This is a genomic window from Nostoc sp. (assembly GCF_036917615.1).
GTDB lineage: Bacteria > Cyanobacteriota > Cyanobacteriia > Cyanobacteriales > Nostocaceae > Nostoc.
Genome location: NZ_JBALCZ010000014.1, coordinates 131,653 through 151,400, shown reverse-complemented (window position 1 = coordinate 151,400; position 19,748 = coordinate 131,653). Strand labels below are relative to the sequence as shown.

The window sequence follows — 19,748 nt, the reverse complement described above, 5'->3', positions numbered from 1 at the left end:
ACACCTGTGTTTCCCCTTTACGACGAAAATCCAACGCGAATCACCCCGTATTTCACCTACGGGTTAATTGGCATGAATATCTTAGTTTTTATTCACGAGGTGAGCCTGTCACATGCACAATTGAATCAGTTTTTAAATCAGTATGCAGTAATACCTCAAGAGTTAACTACCAATTTGGGTGGAGAGTGGATAACGTTATTTACGTCGCAATTCTTACACGGCGGTTGGTGGCACTTAATCTCGAATATGCTGTTTCTCTGGATTTTTGGCAACAATATTGAAGAGCGGTTGGGTCATATCAAATATCTGATTTTTTATTTGGCGTGTGGTGCTTTAGCTGCCTTGTGCCAATGGTTTATTGGTATGAATTCTGAGATTCCTTCCTTAGGGGCAAGTGGTGCAATTTCTGGGGTTTTAGGTGCGTACATTATCCGCTTTCCCCACGCTAAAGTGATGACCTTAATATTTTTGGGGATTTTCATCACCACAATCAGAGTTCCAGCATTAGTAATAATTGGACTTTTCATTGTGCAAAATGTGATATCTGGTCTTGCTACCCTGCAAACAGGCGCTAACATGACTGTGCAAACTGGTGGAGTTGCTTACTGGGCCCACATTGGTGGTTTTGTTTTTGGGATGATTCTCGCTCCCCTATTTGGGTTGTTTAGACGTGACTAAGTACAGCATTTTCTAAAACTCGTAGCGAAAAAATTGCTACCTATCAAACCTCTGCGTATCCTCGGTGTTGAAATTTCCACCCTCAATTCGCCAAGGTTTGACCCAAAGCTGTACAAGCAATTCCAACTTGGCAACTTACTATTTGGAAACTATTAGTTTTTGCGGGCAGCCGCTGAAACTCCTTCTGATTCTTCTACCTCAGATGTAAATGTTGATGATCGTACAACTTGTTCAGGTACAGAAACGATGATATCAGCGCCATTGATAATTGCTCCTAACAACCCCAGTTCCGATTCAACCAATTGATCAATAGCCTCACCTAACATGTTCTCTTGTGTATAGTGTGGTCGCGCCACTAGTACGATCCCATCGCTGTAGGGTTGGATTAACAAAGGGTCATTGGATATGCTGAGTGAACTAGTATCTAAAATGACTAAATCAAAACGTTCGCGGACATCCTCTATCAGCCGCCGCATTTCACTGGATTCAAGAATAGCAGCGGATTGCCGCACAGGCCCAGGACTCGGAATAATGTATAAATTTTGCACATCAGGAACTAAACGAATACATTCACTTAAATTAGCGTAATAACGCAGGGGTTCAATAGTGGCGTCGGAATCAGGAATTACTTTCAGGGATGTACAACAGGAAGGCGATCGCAAATCTGTTTCAATAATCAAGGTTCTTTTACCAGCACGGGCTGAAGCTATACCCAAGTTATATGCACTTGCCGTTTTACCCTCTTGGCTACTGGTGCTAGTAATCAACACCACCTTTAAGTTTTTGCCACCAATCCGGCGCAAATTACTGCGGAATTTCTCATAAAATTCTAAATAAGGAGAATCCGCAGAAAGTAACACCGGCACTGCTTCAATATCCAAATCATCAACCAGCATTAAAGGCAATTCTCCCAACAGTGCCACTTCCCGTTGCTTGAGGCTCTCGCGGATATCTTCCCTGGTTTTGAAAGTACCTTCCAGCGCTCCCAACAAAAATATCACCCCACCACCAATCAACACACCTAAGAAACCACCTACAGCAAGGGTAATAGGCACACTCTTGGGAGATTTGAGATCGATCGCAACTGTGGGGCGTCTGGCAATGCTGAGGCTGCTGGTAGTTTCTGCTTCTGCGGTTTTAGCATCAGTGAGCTTCGCCTGCATTTGATCATAGATGGTTTTTTTGAGTCCAACTTCCTGTTCTAGACGCGATCGCTCTAATTGCTTATTAGGTATCAGAGAATACTCTCGCCGTAGTAACGCTTCTTGTTGGATTTCTTGAGTTAGTTGTTGTTGCAGCGTTTCCTGTTGGGTTTGCAAAGCCACCATTTGGTTTGCCAACTGCTGGCGTGCTGGATCTAAGCTACTTTGGGTGCGGATACCTGTAATGTTACCCTGAAGCGGAGCCGCCGCCCCCTCACCACCTAACACCTCCGCAGCACGTTGTTGCAGCAATTCCTCAGCAGCTTGTTTCTGACGCAGCAACTGAATCATCGTTGGGTGTTCCGGTCGCAAATCTTTTCTGAGTACGGCGATTTGCGACTCACTTTGATAAATTTGCGCTCGCAAGTTACCAATAATTGGATCGGCACTCAAAGCAGAAGAAATATAAGCCTGTCCGACTGTTAAGCCTAACTTATTTTGTAAACTACGAACTTGACCATCAACCCCAGAAATAGTTAATTGAATTTGCCGTTGGAGATTTTGGCTGGCAGTAATGGCGCTTAACAAACTGCCATTCTCTGCTGCCAATATTGCCGTTCGCTCTACGCGATCGTACTGTTCCAGCTTCTTTTCAGCAACTTGCAGTTCCCGTTTAGTTTGTGGTGTGCGCTCGTTAATCTTGTGAATAATTGCTTGTAATCGCCCAGTATTGATATCACTGCTCAACTTGATCATTGCTTGCATCAATTCCGTTAAAACCTGTATACCTCGTTTGGCGTCAGTATCTACATATTTCAATTCCAAGACACTAGATTCCAATTCTCCACTTCTAGGGTTTTTTTTAGGTACAGAAAGGACGACACTGGTACCGAGTTTATCCGGTTTGACACCGACTTTTTCTGCCACTGTCGTAATTATCTGGTTTGATAGTAAAACTTCCTCATTTAGTTCCTTTCCTTGCTGTTGGATTTCAGTACCAGTTGTGGAGAAAGAAACTGGTGGGCCACTATAGGTAAGTGCGGCAGATGCTATATAGCTAGTAGGTGGCTCTGGTTGCATAGCCACCACAGTTGACCCTGCTACAACTAAAGCAAAACTAGCTAGTCCAATCCACTTGTACTTATCAAAAGCAATAAGATAACGCTTAACAATTGGTGGGGTCATGGTCGCTTCACTCCAATTCAAAATTTAAAATTCAAAATTCAAAATTAGGAAGCACCAAACTAAAGATAGTGGCTTTGATACAAGAACGCTATCAACTTCCTACTGGATATTTCGGTTGATATCTTTAAGATTTTTCCATTAATGAATTCAAAGATAAGTTGGAGATATGGCTGACTCCACTCCCAACTATTTCCAGTTTGCATCCTTCTTCTAAAGTTACTAATTTTAGCGACCACCGAAGTCGTCAAAAAACCGGAGAAAGGATTGAACATTGAAGAAAGGTTGGGTAATGGTAGTCAGTAAATTAGTAATTTTACCGATGAGGTTCCGACCAACAACAATAACATCATTATCTTGAAGCGCCACATTTTGAGACGCATCACCGCCTAGAGCTTTTTTAGCATCAAGTTTTTGGGTAACAGCTTTACCTTGTTCAGGATCAAAGCGAACCAGAGCGATATCTCGGAGGTTAGCGGTGTCGAGATTTACTCCTCCCAAAGCATCTACAAATGTACTGCCATTAGGCAAAGCCTGAGTAGAAATACCTCCTGCGGCGTAGTTTAAAACCCGGACTTTAATCTGTGCTACAGCCAAGGATGAACGTGCTACCAAATTGCGGTCATAACCGTCATCATTACCAACTTCACGACGGGGCACGAGTATCGCATCTCCGTCTTGTAAGCGCAAATTAGGAATTGAACCGCCATTTTGCAGTGCTGCATATAAGTCAATAGTTTGTGAAATCACAGAACCATCGATTAACTTCCGGCGTACTTGCACTTGTCGCAGATCTGCATTCAACGTTGAACCACCAGATATTAGTAAGGCATCAGCAACGCGGGGTGTTGATGAATTAATCGGATAAATTCCTGGTCGAAATATTTCCCCGCTAATGGTAACTTGAACTGGTCGCGTCCCTGCCAAGGATACTACCACGATTGGATCTGGTAAAATGCGATTCAAACCCAAGCGAATTTTTTCTTGAGCTTCTTCCAAGGTTAAACCTTGTAATGACACCGTTCCCACTTGCGGCACTACGATGTTACCTTCTGGACTAATTGCAGCTTGAAAACTTAAGTCTTGACGCTGCGTTGCTAAGGCTAAAACTATTACTGGATCAACTACATAACGATTTAAACCCAAGCGAATTTTTTCTTTAGCTTCTTCCAAAGTTAAACCTTGTAAGGAAACTGTTCCCAGTAACGGCACCACAATATTACCTTCTGGATTGATTAAAGCTTGAAAGCTCAAATCTGGAAAGCGCTCAACCGCAACACTAATTCCATCTCCTATTCCTAAGCGGTATGGCCCAGGAGGACGCTGAAGCACAACGCCAATTGTATCTCCTGGCCCCAAGAGGTAGCGGCTGAGTTGGGGGGAAATTTCATCATTCGCACCTGGAGGTACAACCTCAGTACCTGGCACAGGCGAGGGGGGTTGCCCTGGTAATTGTCGTTGCGGTGGAAAAGGCTGGGCAACAACAAGTTGGATAGGTGTTGTTAAGAAAACTCCTACTTGAAGACTGACAAAACACAGGGCGCTGAATGCACGCATATAATAACTGGGATCTATGAACATCGGTGCAGGAAAACTGATATAGGAATTAGTTGCGCCGAGTGGTTATTTTACTCTAAGAATGTCCTAAATGCCTCTTTTATCTGTAAGTATTTACCAACAGAAAAAGAAGAATTTTGCTAAATTTAATTTTTAACTTCATATTGTTAACATCTTTTAGCTGAGTTTCAGCCTGACGCAATTTATAGAGATCCTGTTGATGAATCTCTGCACAAAGGTATCTTTAACAGACTCTACAAAGGGCCTGCCATCAATACAGCTTGCACTACTTCTCCGATAGACTGCGCTAAAGACCAAGATGTTTCTACCTGCCCCAAAGGTTCCATTGGAATTAGGATGCTCACGCCCACCCAAGGAGTGCGTTGCTTGTGCCACTGTGCCAATTGATCCGCCAAGAACCAGTGTAAAGGTGATGGATTTCCGCCGTCTGGCATAGCGTACCATTGCAAGACAGCGAAGGTTTGCTGTGGTGTGGAGGCGCGAAAGAACCTAGCTTCTACTTTAGTTTCGACATTAGATGTCTTTGCAGGCGGTTTCACAGTAAATTCAGCAGATCGATATTGAGCTACATCCCACTTTCCCCAGCGTGAGTTTCCCCAGCCGTTAACGTCTGTCCACTCTACCTCTGGTTGATCCATAGGCCCATTTTGCGGCAGCAAAAGCAGGATTGCCTGGGATTCGGAACCTTCTTTTTTAATTACCTGCAAAGACCATTTATGTTCGCCAATTTGCTGTTCTGCTTGTTCAATAGTTTGCCAACCAGCAAGGGCTAACCCAGTCTTGCGGATCTGTTTTAACTCGTTGAGGGTACTAACAGGTGGCGGCTGTTTCCATTGCCAGTGTCCTGTCAGGTATCCGGGAACCCCTCCCATTGCCAGCAGCAGTAGCAATAACAAAAGTGCTGCTATCTGACTCAATTGGTTTTCTTTGAAAAATTTTGAGAAGGAAATCATCAGTAAAATTTATAATACTTAGGCAAAATTTTACTTTATAAAATCACACCATGAGTTCAGTAATATTTATGACTTACGTATCGGCGACGAAAAATTAAGGGAGTGGGGAATGGAGAGAGCAGGGGAAGAAGAACTTATTGATTATTCACCGATACCCAATAGACATCTGGTGAAAATTAATTATGCGTTCACCCAAACCCTTGTAGAGACGCGAAATTTCGCGTCTCTACATTCTTTTCTGGAGATGTCTAATGTCCAATCCCCAGTGATTCTAACTTTCTCCTTCTTGCAGAGTTTCTAGAGATGCCGAGAAATAGCCATTAATCCAATTCAGTAAGGGCACTAATGACACCAGCATACAAGCAGAGTAGAGGTCACCACCCCAACCCTCATGTAGCCAGTTAAAAGCCGCTTCTTGACCTGTGCCGTGAAAGAAAGTCAGTAAAGTATTACGAATGATATTGGCAGTAGTACTAATGATCGCAGCAAGAGATAAAAACGATATAGTTGTGCGGCGTGAAGACAAAGTGTCTGTCCAATAAAGTAGCATCAAGCCGACGTAGAGAGTAGTAAACAACATTTTCAGCCCTGCACAATAGGGGGCAACTTCCACAATCCGTCCTCCCACGTAGAGGTTTGTCTCATATACGGTTACTTCCATACCAAATTGATTCAGTATAAAGCCTGCTGTGCCAGCGATGAAGCTTTGGAGAGGTAAGGTATAGGGAGCAATAAGATAGGGTACTGCCGTTGGGGTTGCTAGAAATACCAGTAGCAGGGGGAATCCTTGCGATCGCAAACCTGATATTCCCTTAAACCACAAGCATAATCCTACTAATATAATGGGCAAAGAAAGGTTAACCCACTCTGTAACACCGCTAAGATAAAAAACTGCCCCTAATAACAAGAAAACAGCGCCCAAAGGATGGATGGTATCTGGCAAACGTTTCCACTTTTTCCGGTTCATCCAGCCCAGATAAGCCGCAAATGGTAAACCAATAATCCCGTGGCTGAAATATTCGTGTTCTGTACTGATATTTTTGTGCAGCCAACCATCCAACCAATGTAGCAATATAGGAGCATAAAGCAGCAGCAAAACGCCTAATATAGCTAGATTTAACAAGCTTGACGCGTTTCTGTTTTTAACCTGTTGCCAAAGTGCCATGATTTTAAGTAATTCAAAAACTGTTAGTAGTTAAGGATCAAATGTTTTGCTATTGAATTAACTTCAGGCTACCACGCTGCCAAGGTCAGCAGGAGAGGGTTTATCTGCCTTAGAAATTGTTGAAACTGCATGAGCGATCGCTGCTACAACTTCTTTAATTTTGCTACTACTCAAACCAGGATACATCGGTAATGATAATATTTGCTTTGAAAGTTTTTCTGCTTGGGGAAAATCTCCAAGCTGATACCCTAAGTTGGTGAATGCTGGCTGAAGATGACAAGGAATTGGGTAGTGAATGCCAGTTTGAATTCCCACTGCTGTTAGTTTTTCCTGGAGTTCCTGGCGTTCTATTGGGCAAGAATCATCTACTTTAATCACATAAAGATGATACACATGTCCTGTACCACTTTGGTTTTCCATAGGGATAATGCCAGCAGCTGTCAAGGGTGCTAGTTCGTTATCATACTGCTGCGCAATAGTCAGGCGATCGCGATTCCACTGTGGCAAATATGGTAGTTTCTGGTGCAAAATTGCTGCTTGTAAAGTATCCAGGCGGCTATTTGTACCTGCTTCAGTATGAAAATACTTTTGCGATGCACCATAATTTCGCAAGCGCCTCATCTTTTGGGCTACATCTGAATCTCGTGTCAGCAGCATTCCTCCATCCCCAAATGCTCCCAAATTTTTGCTGGGATAGAAACTAAAAGCTGCCGCTATTCCTATTGAACCAGCGTGATATCCGTCTCTTTCGGCGAGGTGTGCTTGTGCTGCATCTTCAAAAATTAGTAGTTTGTAGGTATCGGCAAAGTTCAATAGTTCATGTGGTGATACTATCTGACCATAGAGATGCACAGGGATAATTGCTTTGGTATGAGGCGTAACTGCCTTTGCTGCTTCTGTTAAGTCAATTAAAGCTGTTTGGCGATCGCAATCTACCAGAATAGGCTTGGCGCCAGCGCGTAGCACTCCAATTAAGGTTGCGATAAATGTGTTTGCTGGTAAAATCACTTCATCGCCAGCACCAATATTACACGCTTGCAATCCAAGAGCGATCGCATCTGTTCCTGATGCAACACCAACTCCATATTCTGCCCCAGACACTGCCGCAAATGCTACTTCAAAATCTGAGAGTGCTTGCCCTAAAATAAAATCTCCTTGTTCCAATACAGATTGGATTGCATCTTGCAATTGCGTTTGAATTGGTTCGTGTTGTAACTTCAGGTCTACAAAAGGAACTCTGATAGTCATTTTATTCATTACTAGTTGTCCTCAAAAAAAGAATTACTCGGATGGAAAAAATAGAAAAGCTTACACATTTTCAGTGTGAAATTGTAATAGGTTCAACCTATTGAATCGAGAGTTATATAAACTATCTAGGATTGTCAGCCATCGGTGCTAGCTATTATCAGTAAAAATTGCTATGAATATTACATAATTAAACTAAATCTAAGTAAAATTACGTTATATGTTGCAATCGGAATTTCCCCTTCTGTACATAAAGAATGACAGACATTTGGTATTGTATCCTTAGCATTAGGTTACCCTGACTGAATCAAAATCTAACGCGGTCTGATTGCAAAATCTCAAGCAATAGAGACTGCACCAGTGCTAAACAGAGAACATTCAGCACCAGTAAGTAGTAACTGGTAAAGACCACGTTGCCGATTTAATCGAAGGGGTAAAAATTTTTGCCCCAAATTTGTTTGTCAGAGGCAAAATTAGGGAATGCTTAAAAATAGCAATTGATAACCTAGAAATAGGACTTGTATCAATTACAGGATCGAGAAATTATTAAGGTAGCAGTGGCAATGGTAGAGCCTGAAAACAAATTATTTGCCCTAAAGGATGGTTGGGATTCTCCTGAAACAAGAGAACAACAACGCCTCAAAGCTTTGTCAGATTTAGGTTTGCGGCAACCAGAAACGATTCCGGTTTTTGAAGAAGCCACACAGACTGCTGCCCACTTTTTGGAAGCACCAATTTCTATATTGGGATTTGTGGATCAAGAACGTCACTGGTTCAAGTCGGCGGTGGGCTTATCTAGGCTGGGACTAATGAATCATTTGGCACAAAGTCGCCAACTGTCACGCCGGGAATCGTTTTGCACTCAGGTAGTAGAAAGTTCTCAAATATTTGAAATTAATGATACACATAAACTTACAGATCCAGTCCTTGCTAGCAGCAAGTTGGTGCAGGATTATGGTATTCGTGCTTACTTAGGAGCGCCACTGATTGATGCCGAGGGACATTGTTTGGGTGCATTGGCGGTGATGGATTTAGTGCCGCGCAATTTTAAACCTCGAGAGATTGAGTTTTTACAAATCATAGCTCGTTGGAGCATGAGTGAATTTGAACGTAACCGACTCCTGCAAGGGAAACTCGACTCAAGGACTTCCAAGAGCGCTCCGATATTTTCACTCAATGACCAACGTAACGCTGAGATTAAAATCACCCCACCCACTAAAGATAGCGACTCTATTTCTACCAAGCAACTGGAACTGGAACTTTTGGGTCAGCTAACTCAGGAGTTACGCACGCCCTTAACATCTGTACTCGGTATGGCTAGTGTTTTAGGACGTGAAATTTATGGGCCTTTGACGACTAAGCAGAGAGAATATTTGGAAATTATCCAACACAGTGGTCGGTACTTACTTTCCCTAGTAAACGAAATTACCGAACTAGGAACTATGGATGAAAACTCTACTGTGTTGAATCTAGCTCCTGTGGATATCGAAATGCTGTGCCAACAAGCTATCAATAGCCTAGAAGAAGTGGCTAATCGCCGCGAGCAAGATATTCGCCTCTCTATAGAACCGGGACGCAATCGCATTTTGTCTTTAGATAAAGACAAGGTGCGGCAAATTCTCTATCACCTGGTTTTCAGTGTGATTCAACTTTCGGCTACAGGTAGTGTTGTTCGCATTCATGTCTCTTACAAGGAAGATACGCTCAACATTACTATTTGGGTTTCCCATCCCTGGTTGGGGGACGGTATAACTGAAGTTGATCCCTACTTCCGTCTCAATTCTTTGTCGCTGCTAGAGTTGACAGGTGAAGTAGCAACTTACACTACTCATGCAGAAAACCAGGAGCAACCACAGACTTCATCAGTAGCAGTGGACAATTCAAAAAACTTGAGTGATTCCCAGTCAAAATTCTTTGCTGCTAGTTCAGGTATAAATTTAGCTAAATCACATGTAAGTCTTTCTCGTGAAAGCTTAGGTCTATTGCTAAGTTGTCAACTGGCAGAGTTGCATAGTGGACAAATTTTGATTCAAGGTTCACCAGAATCAGGATATCGTTATGTGCTTTCTTTGCCACTGCAACTGGCGACTCCCTCACAAGTAATTAGCGATGTCTGATCACAATCTATAGGGAACAGGTGATAGTGTATTGGAACTGGGGAGTAGGGATTGGAAAAGAGTTATTTTCTATCTATTTGTTGTGTACTAAGTACATGAAGAGCTATCTTAACTTAGTATTGGCTGAAGTGGTTTCGGATTAAAGGTAGTGGTTGATGGCTGGAAATAAGAGCGCCATCACGCGATGTGCAATCTCCGTTATCACCTTTTTATAGCCATAGGTATTATGATCGATTCCAAGTTCTGCGTCGGCAGGCTAATTGATCGCAATGTTTTTTATGAATTTAGTCTGGCAACGATTTACTTTATCATCTTTACCGCTCAAAGAATATCTTGCTACCAGTTACGTACATCGTTCTCTGGTCGGACTGTTAAGTTCTTGGCGGCAAACAAGCGTCTTACTCCAGTGGGGAGATGCGATCGCAGCGGCTTTACTCAGTTTAGTATATGCGCTTGCACCTTTTGCTTCTAGTACATTGGTAGGCTTGTTGCTGGTGGCTTGTGTGGGATTTTGGCTGTTGTTGACTTTATCTGATGAAGTAACATCAGCAAATGTCTCGTCAGTCACTCCCATTCACCTGCTGGTATTGCTCTACTGGGGAATTGCCGCTGTCGCAACAGCATTATCACCAGTGAAAAAGGCGGCACTTAACGACTTGGCAACGTTGACCTTGTATTTGCTACTATTTGCCCTTTGTGCCAGGGTACTGAGGTCGCCTCGCCTCCGGTCTTGGATTATCATCCTTTACCTGCACGTATCGTTAATTGTCAGTGTATATGGGTTACGGCAATGGTTTTTTGGAGCCACAGCACTGGCAACTTGGGTTGATCCAGAATCTCCTTTGTCTAAGACTACAAGAGTCTACAGTTATTTAGGTAATCCCAACTTATTGGCTGGATACCTCCTACCAGCAGTAATTTTTAGCTTAGTGGCAATTTTTGCATGGCAAAGCTGGCTCAAAAAAGCCTTAGCATTAACAATGTTGATTGTCAATACTGCCTGCCTGATCCTGACTTTTAGTCGTGGCGGTTGGATTGGACTAGTGGTAGCAATTCTGGCTGTGATGGCATTGCTAGTTTATTGGAAAAGCGACCAAATGCCTCGTTTTTGGCGTACTTGGTCGCTACCGATTGTCTTAGGTGGTTTGATCGGGGTATTGATGCTAGCAGTGATATTTGTAGAGCCAGTCCGCCTGCGGGTGTTCAGTATTTTTGCTGACCGCAAAGATAGCAGTAATAATTTTCGCCGAAATGTCTGGGATGCTGTCTTTGAGATGATTCGCGATCACCCGATTTTTGGCATTGGCCCCGGTCACAACTCTTTTAATAAAGTTTATCCCCTCTACCAACACCCTCGTTATACTGCTTTGAGTGCCTATTCGATTTTGTTTGAAGTGACTGTAGAAACTGGCTTTGTTGGTTTAGCTTGCTTTCTCTGGTTAATAATTGTCGCATTTAATACGGCGTTTTTGCAAGTGCGACGATTGCGACAATTCAAAAGTGTAGAGGGATTTTGGTTAATTGGGGCGATCGCTATTTTATTGGGTATGCTTGCTCACGGCACCGTAGATACTGTCTGGTATCGTCCTGAAGTCAATACCCTCTGGTGGCTGATCGTTGCCTTAATTGCCAGTTACTGGACACCTTTAGCTCAAAACCAGACAAATTCATCTAACTCAGAACCAGCAGTAAACTAACATGAGTAAGTTGTCAGTTGTTTTCCTCATGACAACCGACAACTGACATTTTTTGAATTTTGTAGACGGATAGCAACTTGCCAAAGGGTATTTTGAGTTGCTTGTAACGATTTAAAAAATTATTCCGACAGATGGATTCACAAAACCTAGACGTAGAAGATGATTCCCAATCCAAAATCCAAAATGGTATTAGTCCCTGTAGGTAGTGCCACCTGGAGCATTAGGGTCGCGATAAGCGGTCGGTTCGTCATTAAGTTTTTTGCCAGCCAAACCAGCCAAACCAGCTAGACCAATTAATCCTAACCAACCCCAATCAAAACCGTTGCGATCGTCGTAAGTGGTCGTTCTTGGAGTAGTATTGACTCCGGGGTCAGTTGTAGTCTGAGCTTGTGCGGATAGAGTTAAGGGTAAAATTCCCATACTCAAGGTGAGAACGCCAGCCCCAACAGCTTTAATGAAATTACTTTTCATAAGTTGTGACAATTTCTTATGCCATCCGAAGTTACTCACCATTGTATCGAGTCTCAACCTTAGCAAAATCAATCTGCGGCTATAAATTAGGCATTTTCATAACTCACGCTATGGATATACAACATGCTTTTACAGAAATCTATTTCTCACTCTGGTGTGGTAGTTTGGCGACATTGACCCTTAATAGTTTTTCATTGCCCGTTGAATGTCACGCTGGTCTTGGCGTCGTTTCAGGTCTTCTCGCTTATCGTGGAGCTTTTTACCTTTGCCAAGGGCTATACTCACTTTTACCCAGCCTCGTTTAAGATACATTTTCAAAGGGATTAAAGTTAAACCCTGCTGCTCTACTTTGCCAATTAACTTGCGGAGTTCTTGGCGATGCAACAGCAGCTTGCGTGTACGCCGTGGTTCATGATTGAAATATTGTCCACTAGCGTCATAAGGCGAGATATGTACATTGATCAACCATGCTTCACCATTGCGAAGCAAAGCATAGCCATCTTGGAGATTGACTTTACCCGCACGAATCGACTTCACCTCGGTTCCTGTCAATTCAATTCCAGCTTCGTAAGTTTCCAGAATTTCATACAAATAACGGGCTTGACGGTTGTCGCTAATAACTTTGTAACCTTCGTTCTTGTCGTTCATTGATAATTTTGTGTGCTTTAAATGTACCTAAAAAATTATTTGGATTGCTTTGTAAATTATAGGGTGTATCTTATAACCGCTATAAATGCTGAACTGTATATCACTAATTTAACTTTTCTAAGTTCGTAATTAAAACTTTTTTGGCAACATAAAGTTACCTGGAGTCAATAATCATTAGTGATTGGCTAAGTACTAATGACAAACAGAGAAATCTGAGCGGAGGCTTCCGACCATCAGACTTCTCCTTCAAAGACGCTGCGCGAACGGAGACAAAGAATAAAAGATATTGATACTTACCAAAGAAGACACAAAGAGTGGAGACGCGGTGAGAAAGTCGGAGTCTTCTCCCTACAGCCCTTCTCCTAAAAGAGACACTGTTCGCAAACGGGCATCCTACGGCAGGCGCTAGCTTTTCCCTTTGGGAAAAGCTAGCGCCACTGCGGTCTTAGGGTTTCCCCAAGTAGAGGAGCCAGTCGCATGGGCGGGTTTCCCGACTTGAGCGGACTGGCGTCAAGTGGCGTGAGACACTAAGGGCGATAGGGCAGCCTTAACTCTTGGAGAGGCTGCGCCAACGAGTCCGCGTACCCTTACAGGGAAGCAAGCTACGCGTAGAGTCTGGTAGAGAGCATCTGGCTGTTTCCGTCGAGTCCGTTAGCGCAGCGTTAGAGACTGTGGGTAGCGTCACTTGCGAACCCAAAGGGTGAAGCAGCGCTGTCGGCGGGTTTCTCAATCTAGGTTACTGGTGTTAGCGTAGCGTTAACGACTGTGCGTAGCGTAACCCATCCCTTGCGCGGCGACTACAGGAGAAGGATAACGTCCAGAGTCGCCAGTTTTCACATCTCAATTAGCTTTTGGCAAATTATTAATGTATGTCAATATTAATTTACACTATGTTGAGCATTTACTCTGCCAGATTGAGCAGTTGTTACAAATTACAAAGCTCTCTGTGCCTCCCAAGCACAGGGGAGCAAAGGTGAGTTTAACTTCGTAAACCCTTCCTAAGGATTTAAGATTTTCTTTGTAAATCAACCCTGAAGGCATTTATGAGCTGGTAATCCTGTCATAGTATGAAACATAAGAACACTATTTTTGCCTGTGTTCACTGATAAAGCGCGTAGAAGCAAATTTCTGAGTAAAAAATGCTAGGGGTGTATTGTTCATGCCCTTGACGATCCTTGTAGTGGATGATGATTTGGGCACTCGTCTGTCTGTTAGCGACTATCTTGAACTGTCTGGCTACTCTGTGATCACGGCTAATGACGGTCAACAGGCTTTGGTTATGGTGGATGAGTATCATCCTGATTTGATTGTCACGGATATCGTCATGCCACAGATGAATGGCTATGAACTGGTGCGCCGGGTGCGTCAACAACCAGTGTTTAGGTTATTGCCTGTAATTTTATTAACAGCCCGAACTAAGACGCAAGAAAGAATTATGGGCTACCAGTCAGGGTGCGATTTATATTTACCCAAGCCTTTTGAATTGGAAGAGTTAGCAGCAGCAATCCGCAATCTTTTGGAGCGATCGCAAATCATTCAATCGGAGTATCGCTTTTCTCATAAAGAAAATTTGGGCATTTCTACCTCTACAAAAGCGGTGGACACCCATAATTCTCTGTCCACTCAAACTCAGAAATCCCAGTTGCACTCATCCCTAACTCATAGAGAACAGGAAGTCCTAGAGTTATTGACTCATGGTCTTTCTAATGCCGAAATGGGTCATCAGCTACACCTGAGTCCTCGAACAGTGGAAAAGTACGTTAGCAGTTTATTGAGAAAAACCTCAACCAGCAACCGAGCGGAATTAGTGCGTTTTGCGATTAAGCATGGTCTGGTGGAATAAAAAAGTGAGAAGTTAAGAGTCAAGAGTGAGGAGTTAACAAGAGAAAAAGTAACTCCTAACTCCTAATTCCTAACTCCTAATTCCTAATTCCTAACTCTTAACTTTAGCTTATTGGTTTTTGGCTGGTAACGTATGTGAGCAGACCTTCACAAGCATCGATCAGTAAATCAATAACCCGATTAAATCCCTGTTGACCACCGTAATAGGGATCTGGAACTTCCTTTAGAGTGTGTCGAGAGCAAAACTCGCAGATCAAACGCACTTTCTGCTGATACTGCTTAGTTTGATCAAGACTGAGGATGTTCTCATAATTTTCTTGATCCATCGCCAAAATCAAATCAAAGTCTTGAAAATCTGACTTTTGAAACTGGCGTGCTCGACCACGCAGTTTAATTCCCAACTTTGTAGCAGCCGCAGCACTCATGCGTCTGTCAGGTGCGCTACCAACGTGATAACTAGATGTACCAGCAGAGTCACAGAGGATGTGTACACCTTTGGCGTCGGCACAGCCATTGCTCAAGCCAGCCTGCTCAATTAGATGATTCATAATGTTTTCTGCCGATGGCGATCGGCAGATGTTACCTAAGCAGACAAACAGTAACTTGTAAGGCATAAATATTCCGTTTCACGGAGTCCATAGCCCAAAGTCAATAATCTAAAGTAATTGATTTTTTGACTCTTGACTTTTGAACATTAGGTGCTTCTCCTGTTCAAAGAGGCTCTTACTAGCAAGCTTTAAGAGTAAGAGTACAAGTTGGGCATCACCCGCCCACGGCACTGGCCACTCTTGACTAAAATCCAGGTAACTCCAACCCACTGGTTAATTCTTCCATACGTTCCCGCATTGTTGCAGTAGACTTGTTGTAGGCTTCTTTCATTGCCACTGTCACAAGATCGGAAAGTACTTCTGCACCTTCGGTTAAAGCATCTGGAGAAATTTCTACCCGTTTGGGTTCTTGGTTCCCACTGACAATCACCTTTACTAGACCACCGCCAGATTCTCCTTGAATCTCCATTTGCTCCAATTCTTCTTGGAGTCGCTTTGCGCCTTCTTGAACTTGCTGCGCTTTCTTAAAAGCTTCGGCCAGTTCCTTCATTTTTCCTAAGCCAAAGCCAAATCCCTGTCCTTTTCCTGTCATAATTATTTGTACGCGTCCGCGTTGAATAACAAATCAAATTCAATTATAGATGCGGTAAGTAATTTGCCTCTTTTTTTACTAATAATTAATGCATCCTAGCATTGGGCATTGGGCATTGGTTACACCCTATCTCCCTGATCTCCCCAGTTCCAAATCCCCAACGCCCCATTTCCTAAATTGAAAGTTTTAACAAGCACCTTGAAACTCTCCGAGCATTTTGACTTCTGGCTCTAAGCGAATAGACCAACGTTCTTGTACCTGATGTTGGATGTGGCGAATGAGACAGAAAATGTCACTAGCTTTTGCCCCACCACGGTTAACGATAAAATTAGCATGAAGTAGTGCTACTTGTGCCCCACCAATTTGGTAGCCTTTGAGACCAGTTTGTTCAATTAACCAGCCAGCACTGTAAGGTTTGGGATTGCGGAACACACTACCACAGCTGGGGAAGTTGTATGGTTGGGTGCTTAACCGATGCTTTTTGTGTTGTTTGGTGATTGCGACAACTTGTGCTGGGTCGGCACCTGGCGCGAGTTGTAAGGTTGCTTGGGTGACTATGCGTTGGTAACGCTTCTGTGTTCGCGTAGCGTCCCCCAGGGAAGGAGACTCGCCACCTTGCAATAATGAAGTCCGGTAGCTATAACCTAACTGTTCCGGGGTAATAGTTTCCAGCGTACCATCGGGTGAAAGTACCTGGGCACTAACTAACATATCTGCGATACAGCTATTATGTGCCCCTGCATTCATCACTACGGCACCTCCTGCTGTTCCAGGGATACCAACAGCCCACTCCAATCCTTGCCACCCTAACTCTGCTGCCGCCCATGCCAAGCTAGGAATTGATTCTCCGGCAGCAACAGTTAATTGACCTGTATCTGGGTCAAAATGGCTGAAGCGGAGATGACGAGTAGCAATGACTAAGCCTGATATACCGCGATCGCTCACCAGCAAGTTAGAACCTGCTCCTAGTGTTGTCACCTTTAAATCACGTTCTTTTGCGTATATAAGACTTGCTTGCAGTGCTTCTAAGTTTCGGGGGGCAACGTACCAATCAGCGGCTCCCCCGACTCTATAGGAAGTAAACGCTGACAAGGAAGCCTGGGGCTTGATCACACAATCAGTACCGGGTAAGTAAATTACTTCACTCTCCACCGAATTAGTTGTTTGGTGTTTCTTTGTATTCAAAGCAGAAACTGTGCAGACGTTTCCAGCTGCCTGGTAAATTGTCATCTTTACTTTGTATTGGTAAAATTTTTACATTTATTTACCGCAAAGATACGGTAATAGAGTTAACCTATGGAACCGTTGCTAGAAGGGCACTTTGCTCAGAAATAAAACTTTGCAAAGTCTCCACTTAAGATGTGGCTTTAGCAGGTTCGCAAAGTGTCGTAATTACCTCAGGAATCACCTGATTCAAGTTCCCAGCTCCCAAAAACAGCGCCAAGTCTCCTGGGCGTAGTGTTTGCAGCAAAAACTCATACACTGAGGGTAAAGTTGGTTGATAAACTACCTGCGAATGCTGTTTAGCAATTTCCGCGGCTAGATGTTCACCACTGATTTGCCCTAAATTGGGTTCGCCTGCACTGTAAATATCAGTCAGCACAACCAAATCAGCATGGGTAAAGGACTCAGCAAATTCTTCTAAAAAGGTGAGTGTCCGGCTATAGCGATGGGGTTGAAAGATGGCAACGACTCTTTGCCCTGGTCTTGCCTGTAAACGTGCTGCGGCGAGAGTAGCGCGAATCTCGCTGGGGTGATGAGCATAGTCATCGATGAAGGTAATACCATCAACTTCACCCCGGAACTCAAAGCGACGTCTTGCTCCTTCAAAGGTGGCGATACCTTTGGCAATTTCTCCAAATTCTAAGCCCAAGGCGCGACCAACAGCCACTGCTGCTAAGGCATTGCTGAGATTGTGCCGACTTAGCAACCGCAACTTCAACACACCCAAAGCTTTGCCTCTTTCCCAAACTAAAGCGGTGGTCCCATCAGCACGATAATCAATATTAGTGACGGTGTAGTCAGCGTCGGTATCTGAGTGTAAGCTATAGCTGATTGTAGGTTGTAAGCGATCGCGCACTGTAGCACAGTCAATGCTACCTATTAACGTTTTACAACCCTTAGCAAATGTCTGGAAGATGTCAATTACTTCTTCTAATGTATCGTAATGGTCAGGATGATCGAGTTCAATATTGGTGATGATGCCAATTTCTGGAGCGTGTTTTACCAAAGAACCATCAGATTCATCTGCTTCAGCTACCAAATATTGGCTTTGTCCCAATCTAGCATTACCTTCCCAAGCATTGACTTCGCCACCTACTAAAATCGTTGGGTCTAGACCTGCTTGCAGAAGCATATAGCCGATCATGCTACTGGTTGTAGTTTTGCCGTGTGTTCCTGCCACTGCAACACTGTAATAATCGGCAATCAAAGCTGCCAGTACATCTGAACGATGTAAAACTGGACAACCTAATTCCAGTGCTGCTTTATATTCTAAATTATTCCTGTTAATTGCTGTTGAGCAAATGACTTGAGGCAGTTTTGAGTTAGTAGCAGTAGGTAATTGTTCTTGTGAATTTAATACTACTGCATTTGCCAATACTTGAGGGCGAAAGAATTCGAGATTGCTTGCCTCTTGTCTACCAAAAATATGAGCACCGATAGATTCCAACTTGTGCGTAATGTGATTTGGACGAAGATCCGAACCTGATACTGGAAATTGACGCTTGGCGAGAACGTATGCCAGAGCAGACATACCTATACCACCGATGCCAATGAAATGAAATGGTCTACCACTAAAATCTACAGAATTAGTCATTTATTGCTCCTCTTACACCACACCACACCATAATCACAAATGACACGCGTATCATAACAGGAATTTGATTTTTACCGTAACTGCTCGTATATCATGTTCATGTTTGATGTCCGAATGATGTTTCCGCTCTGGTTTTGCTTGTTCAGAATGATTTTACCTTGGTTGGAGGTTTTTGCTATTTCTGAACTGTTCTTAAGATTATTCTGAAAATTTTGGCCGCATCGGGAAATAAATTCTTGTAATGTCAAATACATATTTTTGGCTACCTTACTGGAATTGGCTACATAATACATTGTTTAGTGAAACTGATTTTAAATTACATCAAGTCTAGGCGTGAATTGACTACAATAGTACATTGGTAATGAAACTATTTTTCAATTGCATAAAACCCAGGCATAACTGGATGCAGCAATTAGCAATTTTTGGTGGCACATTTGATCCAATTCATTCGGGACACCTGCTCGTAGCCGAGAGAGCTTTGCATCAAGTATCCGTTGAAAAGGTAATTTGGGTGCCATCCCTAAATCCTCCTCACAAAGAAGCAGCTTTGTTTGAGCATCGTGTGGAAATGCTGCAATTAGCCATAAAAGATAACCCAGCGTTTACTATCTCACTAGTGGAGGTAAATCGCTCTGGGACTTCCTATGCCATTAACACCCTGATCGACTTATCTGCTTGTTACCCAAATACTCACTGGTACTGGATTGTAGGCTTGGATACTTTCCAAACCTTACCCCGTTGGTACCGTGGACACGAACTAGCACAAATGTGTGATTGGTTAATCGCACCCCGACTGCTAGGTGGTGAGACTATAACTCAAAGCAAATTAATCTGCAAGCAAGTGGAGCAACAACTAAGGGAGCAGTCGTATACCATTCACTGGCAACTCTTGAATATACCTTTAGTAGGAGTTTCGTCAAGTCTAATTCGCAAATTTTGCCGCGAAGGCCAGTCAATTCGTTATTTAGTCCCGGAATCCGTGAGATTATATATCACTAACAACAATCTCTACTCTCACAAATCTGAATAAATTATGTGTTTTTTTATTGATATAACACTTTATGGTTATAAG

The 19,748-nt window shown here is 43.2% G+C and carries 16 protein-coding genes; 5 read left to right on the top strand and 11 right to left on the bottom strand.

What is annotated here, in order from left to right:
• The first annotated feature begins 6 nt into the window (after nt 1–6).
• Complete coding sequence (locus tag V7K85_RS04280; protein ID WP_334811406.1) at nt 7–678, top strand: rhomboid family intramembrane serine protease; 672 nt, start codon at nt 7–9, stop codon at nt 676–678.
• Between the two features lie 152 nt (nt 679–830).
• On the opposite strand, the gene V7K85_RS04275 is transcribed toward V7K85_RS04280, so the two are convergent.
• From V7K85_RS04275 to V7K85_RS04255, 5 genes are all read right to left on the bottom strand, one after another.
• Nucleotides 831–3,005, bottom strand: a complete 2,175-nt coding sequence (locus V7K85_RS04275; RefSeq protein ID WP_334811405.1) for a GumC family protein — start codon at nt 3,003–3,005, stop codon at nt 831–833.
• 225 nt (nt 3,006–3,230) lie between these two features.
• A complete protein-coding gene (locus V7K85_RS04270) occupies nt 3,231–4,559 on the bottom strand; it encodes a polysaccharide biosynthesis/export family protein (protein ID WP_442940537.1) in 1,329 nt (442 codons plus the stop codon).
• Nucleotides 4,560–4,813: 254 nt separating this feature from the next.
• The gene (locus tag V7K85_RS04265) at nt 4,814–5,533 is read right to left on the bottom strand and encodes a cyanoexosortase B system-associated protein (protein WP_334811403.1); all 720 of its coding nucleotides are present in this window, start codon (nt 5,531–5,533) and stop codon (nt 4,814–4,816) included.
• A gap of 271 nt (nt 5,534–5,804) precedes the next feature.
• Nucleotides 5,805–6,698, bottom strand: coding sequence for a cyanoexosortase B (gene crtB / locus V7K85_RS04260; RefSeq protein ID WP_334811402.1), 894 nt, complete (start codon nt 6,696–6,698; stop codon nt 5,805–5,807).
• A gap of 63 nt (nt 6,699–6,761) precedes the next feature.
• A complete protein-coding gene (locus V7K85_RS04255; protein WP_334811401.1) occupies nt 6,762–7,946 on the bottom strand; it encodes a DegT/DnrJ/EryC1/StrS family aminotransferase in 1,185 nt (394 codons plus the stop codon).
• Between the two features lie 560 nt (nt 7,947–8,506).
• On the opposite strand from V7K85_RS04255, the gene V7K85_RS04250 reads away from it, so the two are divergent.
• Together V7K85_RS04250 and V7K85_RS04245 are read left to right on the top strand one after the other, a co-directional pair.
• Nucleotides 8,507–10,060, top strand: coding sequence for a GAF domain-containing sensor histidine kinase (locus V7K85_RS04250; RefSeq protein ID WP_334811427.1), 1,554 nt, complete (start codon nt 8,507–8,509; stop codon nt 10,058–10,060).
• A gap of 278 nt (nt 10,061–10,338) precedes the next feature.
• On the top strand, nt 10,339–11,757 hold the full coding sequence (locus V7K85_RS04245) for an IctB family putative bicarbonate transporter (RefSeq protein WP_334811400.1): 1,419 nt from the start codon (nt 10,339–10,341) through the stop codon (nt 11,755–11,757).
• A 189-nt stretch (nt 11,758–11,946) separates the two neighbouring features.
• Here V7K85_RS04245 and V7K85_RS04240 read toward each other — a convergent pair whose 3' ends face one another.
• Both V7K85_RS04240 and smpB read right to left on the bottom strand, forming a co-directional pair.
• On the bottom strand, nt 11,947–12,228 hold the full coding sequence (locus V7K85_RS04240) for a WGxxGxxG family protein (protein WP_334811399.1): 282 nt from the start codon (nt 12,226–12,228) through the stop codon (nt 11,947–11,949).
• Between the two features lie 180 nt (nt 12,229–12,408).
• Complete coding sequence (smpB, locus tag V7K85_RS04235; RefSeq protein ID WP_334811398.1) at nt 12,409–12,876, bottom strand: SsrA-binding protein SmpB; 468 nt, start codon at nt 12,874–12,876, stop codon at nt 12,409–12,411.
• A 1,159-nt stretch (nt 12,877–14,035) separates the two neighbouring features.
• Between smpB and V7K85_RS04230 the strand changes: the two genes are divergently transcribed.
• Nucleotides 14,036–14,719, top strand: a complete 684-nt coding sequence (locus tag V7K85_RS04230) for a response regulator transcription factor (RefSeq protein WP_334811397.1) — start codon at nt 14,036–14,038, stop codon at nt 14,717–14,719.
• Nucleotides 14,720–14,822: 103 nt separating this feature from the next.
• Here V7K85_RS04230 and V7K85_RS04225 read toward each other — a convergent pair whose 3' ends face one another.
• The 4 genes from V7K85_RS04225 to murC form a co-directional block, all read right to left on the bottom strand.
• Nucleotides 14,823–15,332, bottom strand: coding sequence for a low molecular weight protein-tyrosine-phosphatase (locus V7K85_RS04225; protein WP_334811396.1), 510 nt, complete (start codon nt 15,330–15,332; stop codon nt 14,823–14,825).
• A 178-nt stretch (nt 15,333–15,510) separates the two neighbouring features.
• On the bottom strand, nt 15,511–15,858 hold the full coding sequence (locus V7K85_RS04220) for a YbaB/EbfC family nucleoid-associated protein (RefSeq protein WP_094349894.1): 348 nt from the start codon (nt 15,856–15,858) through the stop codon (nt 15,511–15,513).
• Nucleotides 15,859–16,044: 186 nt separating this feature from the next.
• Entirely contained in the window at nt 16,045–17,088 is a 1,044-nt protein-coding gene (murB, locus tag V7K85_RS04215; RefSeq protein ID WP_334811395.1) for a UDP-N-acetylmuramate dehydrogenase, read from the bottom strand.
• 124 nt (nt 17,089–17,212) lie between these two features.
• Nucleotides 17,213–18,676 carry a UDP-N-acetylmuramate--L-alanine ligase gene (gene murC, locus V7K85_RS04210; RefSeq protein ID WP_334811394.1) on the bottom strand — a complete coding sequence of 488 codons (1,464 nt, stop codon included), beginning with the start codon at nt 18,674–18,676 and terminating at the stop codon, nt 17,213–17,215.
• 403 nt (nt 18,677–19,079) lie between these two features.
• Between murC and nadD the strand changes: the two genes are divergently transcribed.
• Nucleotides 19,080–19,706 carry a nicotinate (nicotinamide) nucleotide adenylyltransferase gene (nadD, locus tag V7K85_RS04205; RefSeq protein ID WP_334811393.1) on the top strand — a complete coding sequence of 209 codons (627 nt, stop codon included), beginning with the start codon at nt 19,080–19,082 and terminating at the stop codon, nt 19,704–19,706.
• Nucleotides 19,707–19,748: the final 42 nt, after the last annotated feature.

What these genes read in the sequence shown, in the direction of transcription:
- V7K85_RS04275 (WP_334811405.1), bottom strand. Translation starts at nt 3,005, where the DNA reads ATGACCCCACCAATTGTTAAGCGTTATCTTATTGCTTTTGATAAGTAC.
- V7K85_RS04270 (WP_442940537.1), bottom strand. Translation starts at nt 4,559, where the DNA reads ATGCGTGCATTCAGCGCCCTGTGTTTTGTCAGTCTTCAAGTAGGAGTT.
- V7K85_RS04265 (WP_334811403.1), bottom strand. Translation starts at nt 5,533, where the DNA reads ATGATTTCCTTCTCAAAATTTTTCAAAGAAAACCAATTGAGTCAGATA.
- crtB (WP_334811402.1), bottom strand. Translation starts at nt 6,698, where the DNA reads ATGGCACTTTGGCAACAGGTTAAAAACAGAAACGCGTCAAGCTTGTTA.
- V7K85_RS04255 (WP_334811401.1), bottom strand. Translation starts at nt 7,946, where the DNA reads ATGACTATCAGAGTTCCTTTTGTAGACCTGAAGTTACAACACGAACCA.
- V7K85_RS04250 (WP_334811427.1), top strand. Translation starts at nt 8,507, where the DNA reads ATGGTAGAGCCTGAAAACAAATTATTTGCCCTAAAGGATGGTTGGGAT.
- V7K85_RS04245 (WP_334811400.1), top strand. Translation starts at nt 10,339, where the DNA reads ATGAATTTAGTCTGGCAACGATTTACTTTATCATCTTTACCGCTCAAA.
- V7K85_RS04240 (WP_334811399.1), bottom strand. Translation starts at nt 12,228, where the DNA reads ATGAAAAGTAATTTCATTAAAGCTGTTGGGGCTGGCGTTCTCACCTTG.
- smpB (WP_334811398.1), bottom strand. Translation starts at nt 12,876, where the DNA reads ATGAACGACAAGAACGAAGGTTACAAAGTTATTAGCGACAACCGTCAA.
- V7K85_RS04230 (WP_334811397.1), top strand. Translation starts at nt 14,036, where the DNA reads ATGCCCTTGACGATCCTTGTAGTGGATGATGATTTGGGCACTCGTCTG.
- V7K85_RS04225 (WP_334811396.1), bottom strand. Translation starts at nt 15,332, where the DNA reads ATGCCTTACAAGTTACTGTTTGTCTGCTTAGGTAACATCTGCCGATCG.
- V7K85_RS04220 (WP_094349894.1), bottom strand. Translation starts at nt 15,858, where the DNA reads ATGACAGGAAAAGGACAGGGATTTGGCTTTGGCTTAGGAAAAATGAAG.
- murB (WP_334811395.1), bottom strand. Translation starts at nt 17,088, where the DNA reads ATGACAATTTACCAGGCAGCTGGAAACGTCTGCACAGTTTCTGCTTTG.
- murC (WP_334811394.1), bottom strand. Translation starts at nt 18,676, where the DNA reads ATGACTAATTCTGTAGATTTTAGTGGTAGACCATTTCATTTCATTGGC.
- nadD (WP_334811393.1), top strand. Translation starts at nt 19,080, where the DNA reads ATGCAGCAATTAGCAATTTTTGGTGGCACATTTGATCCAATTCATTCG.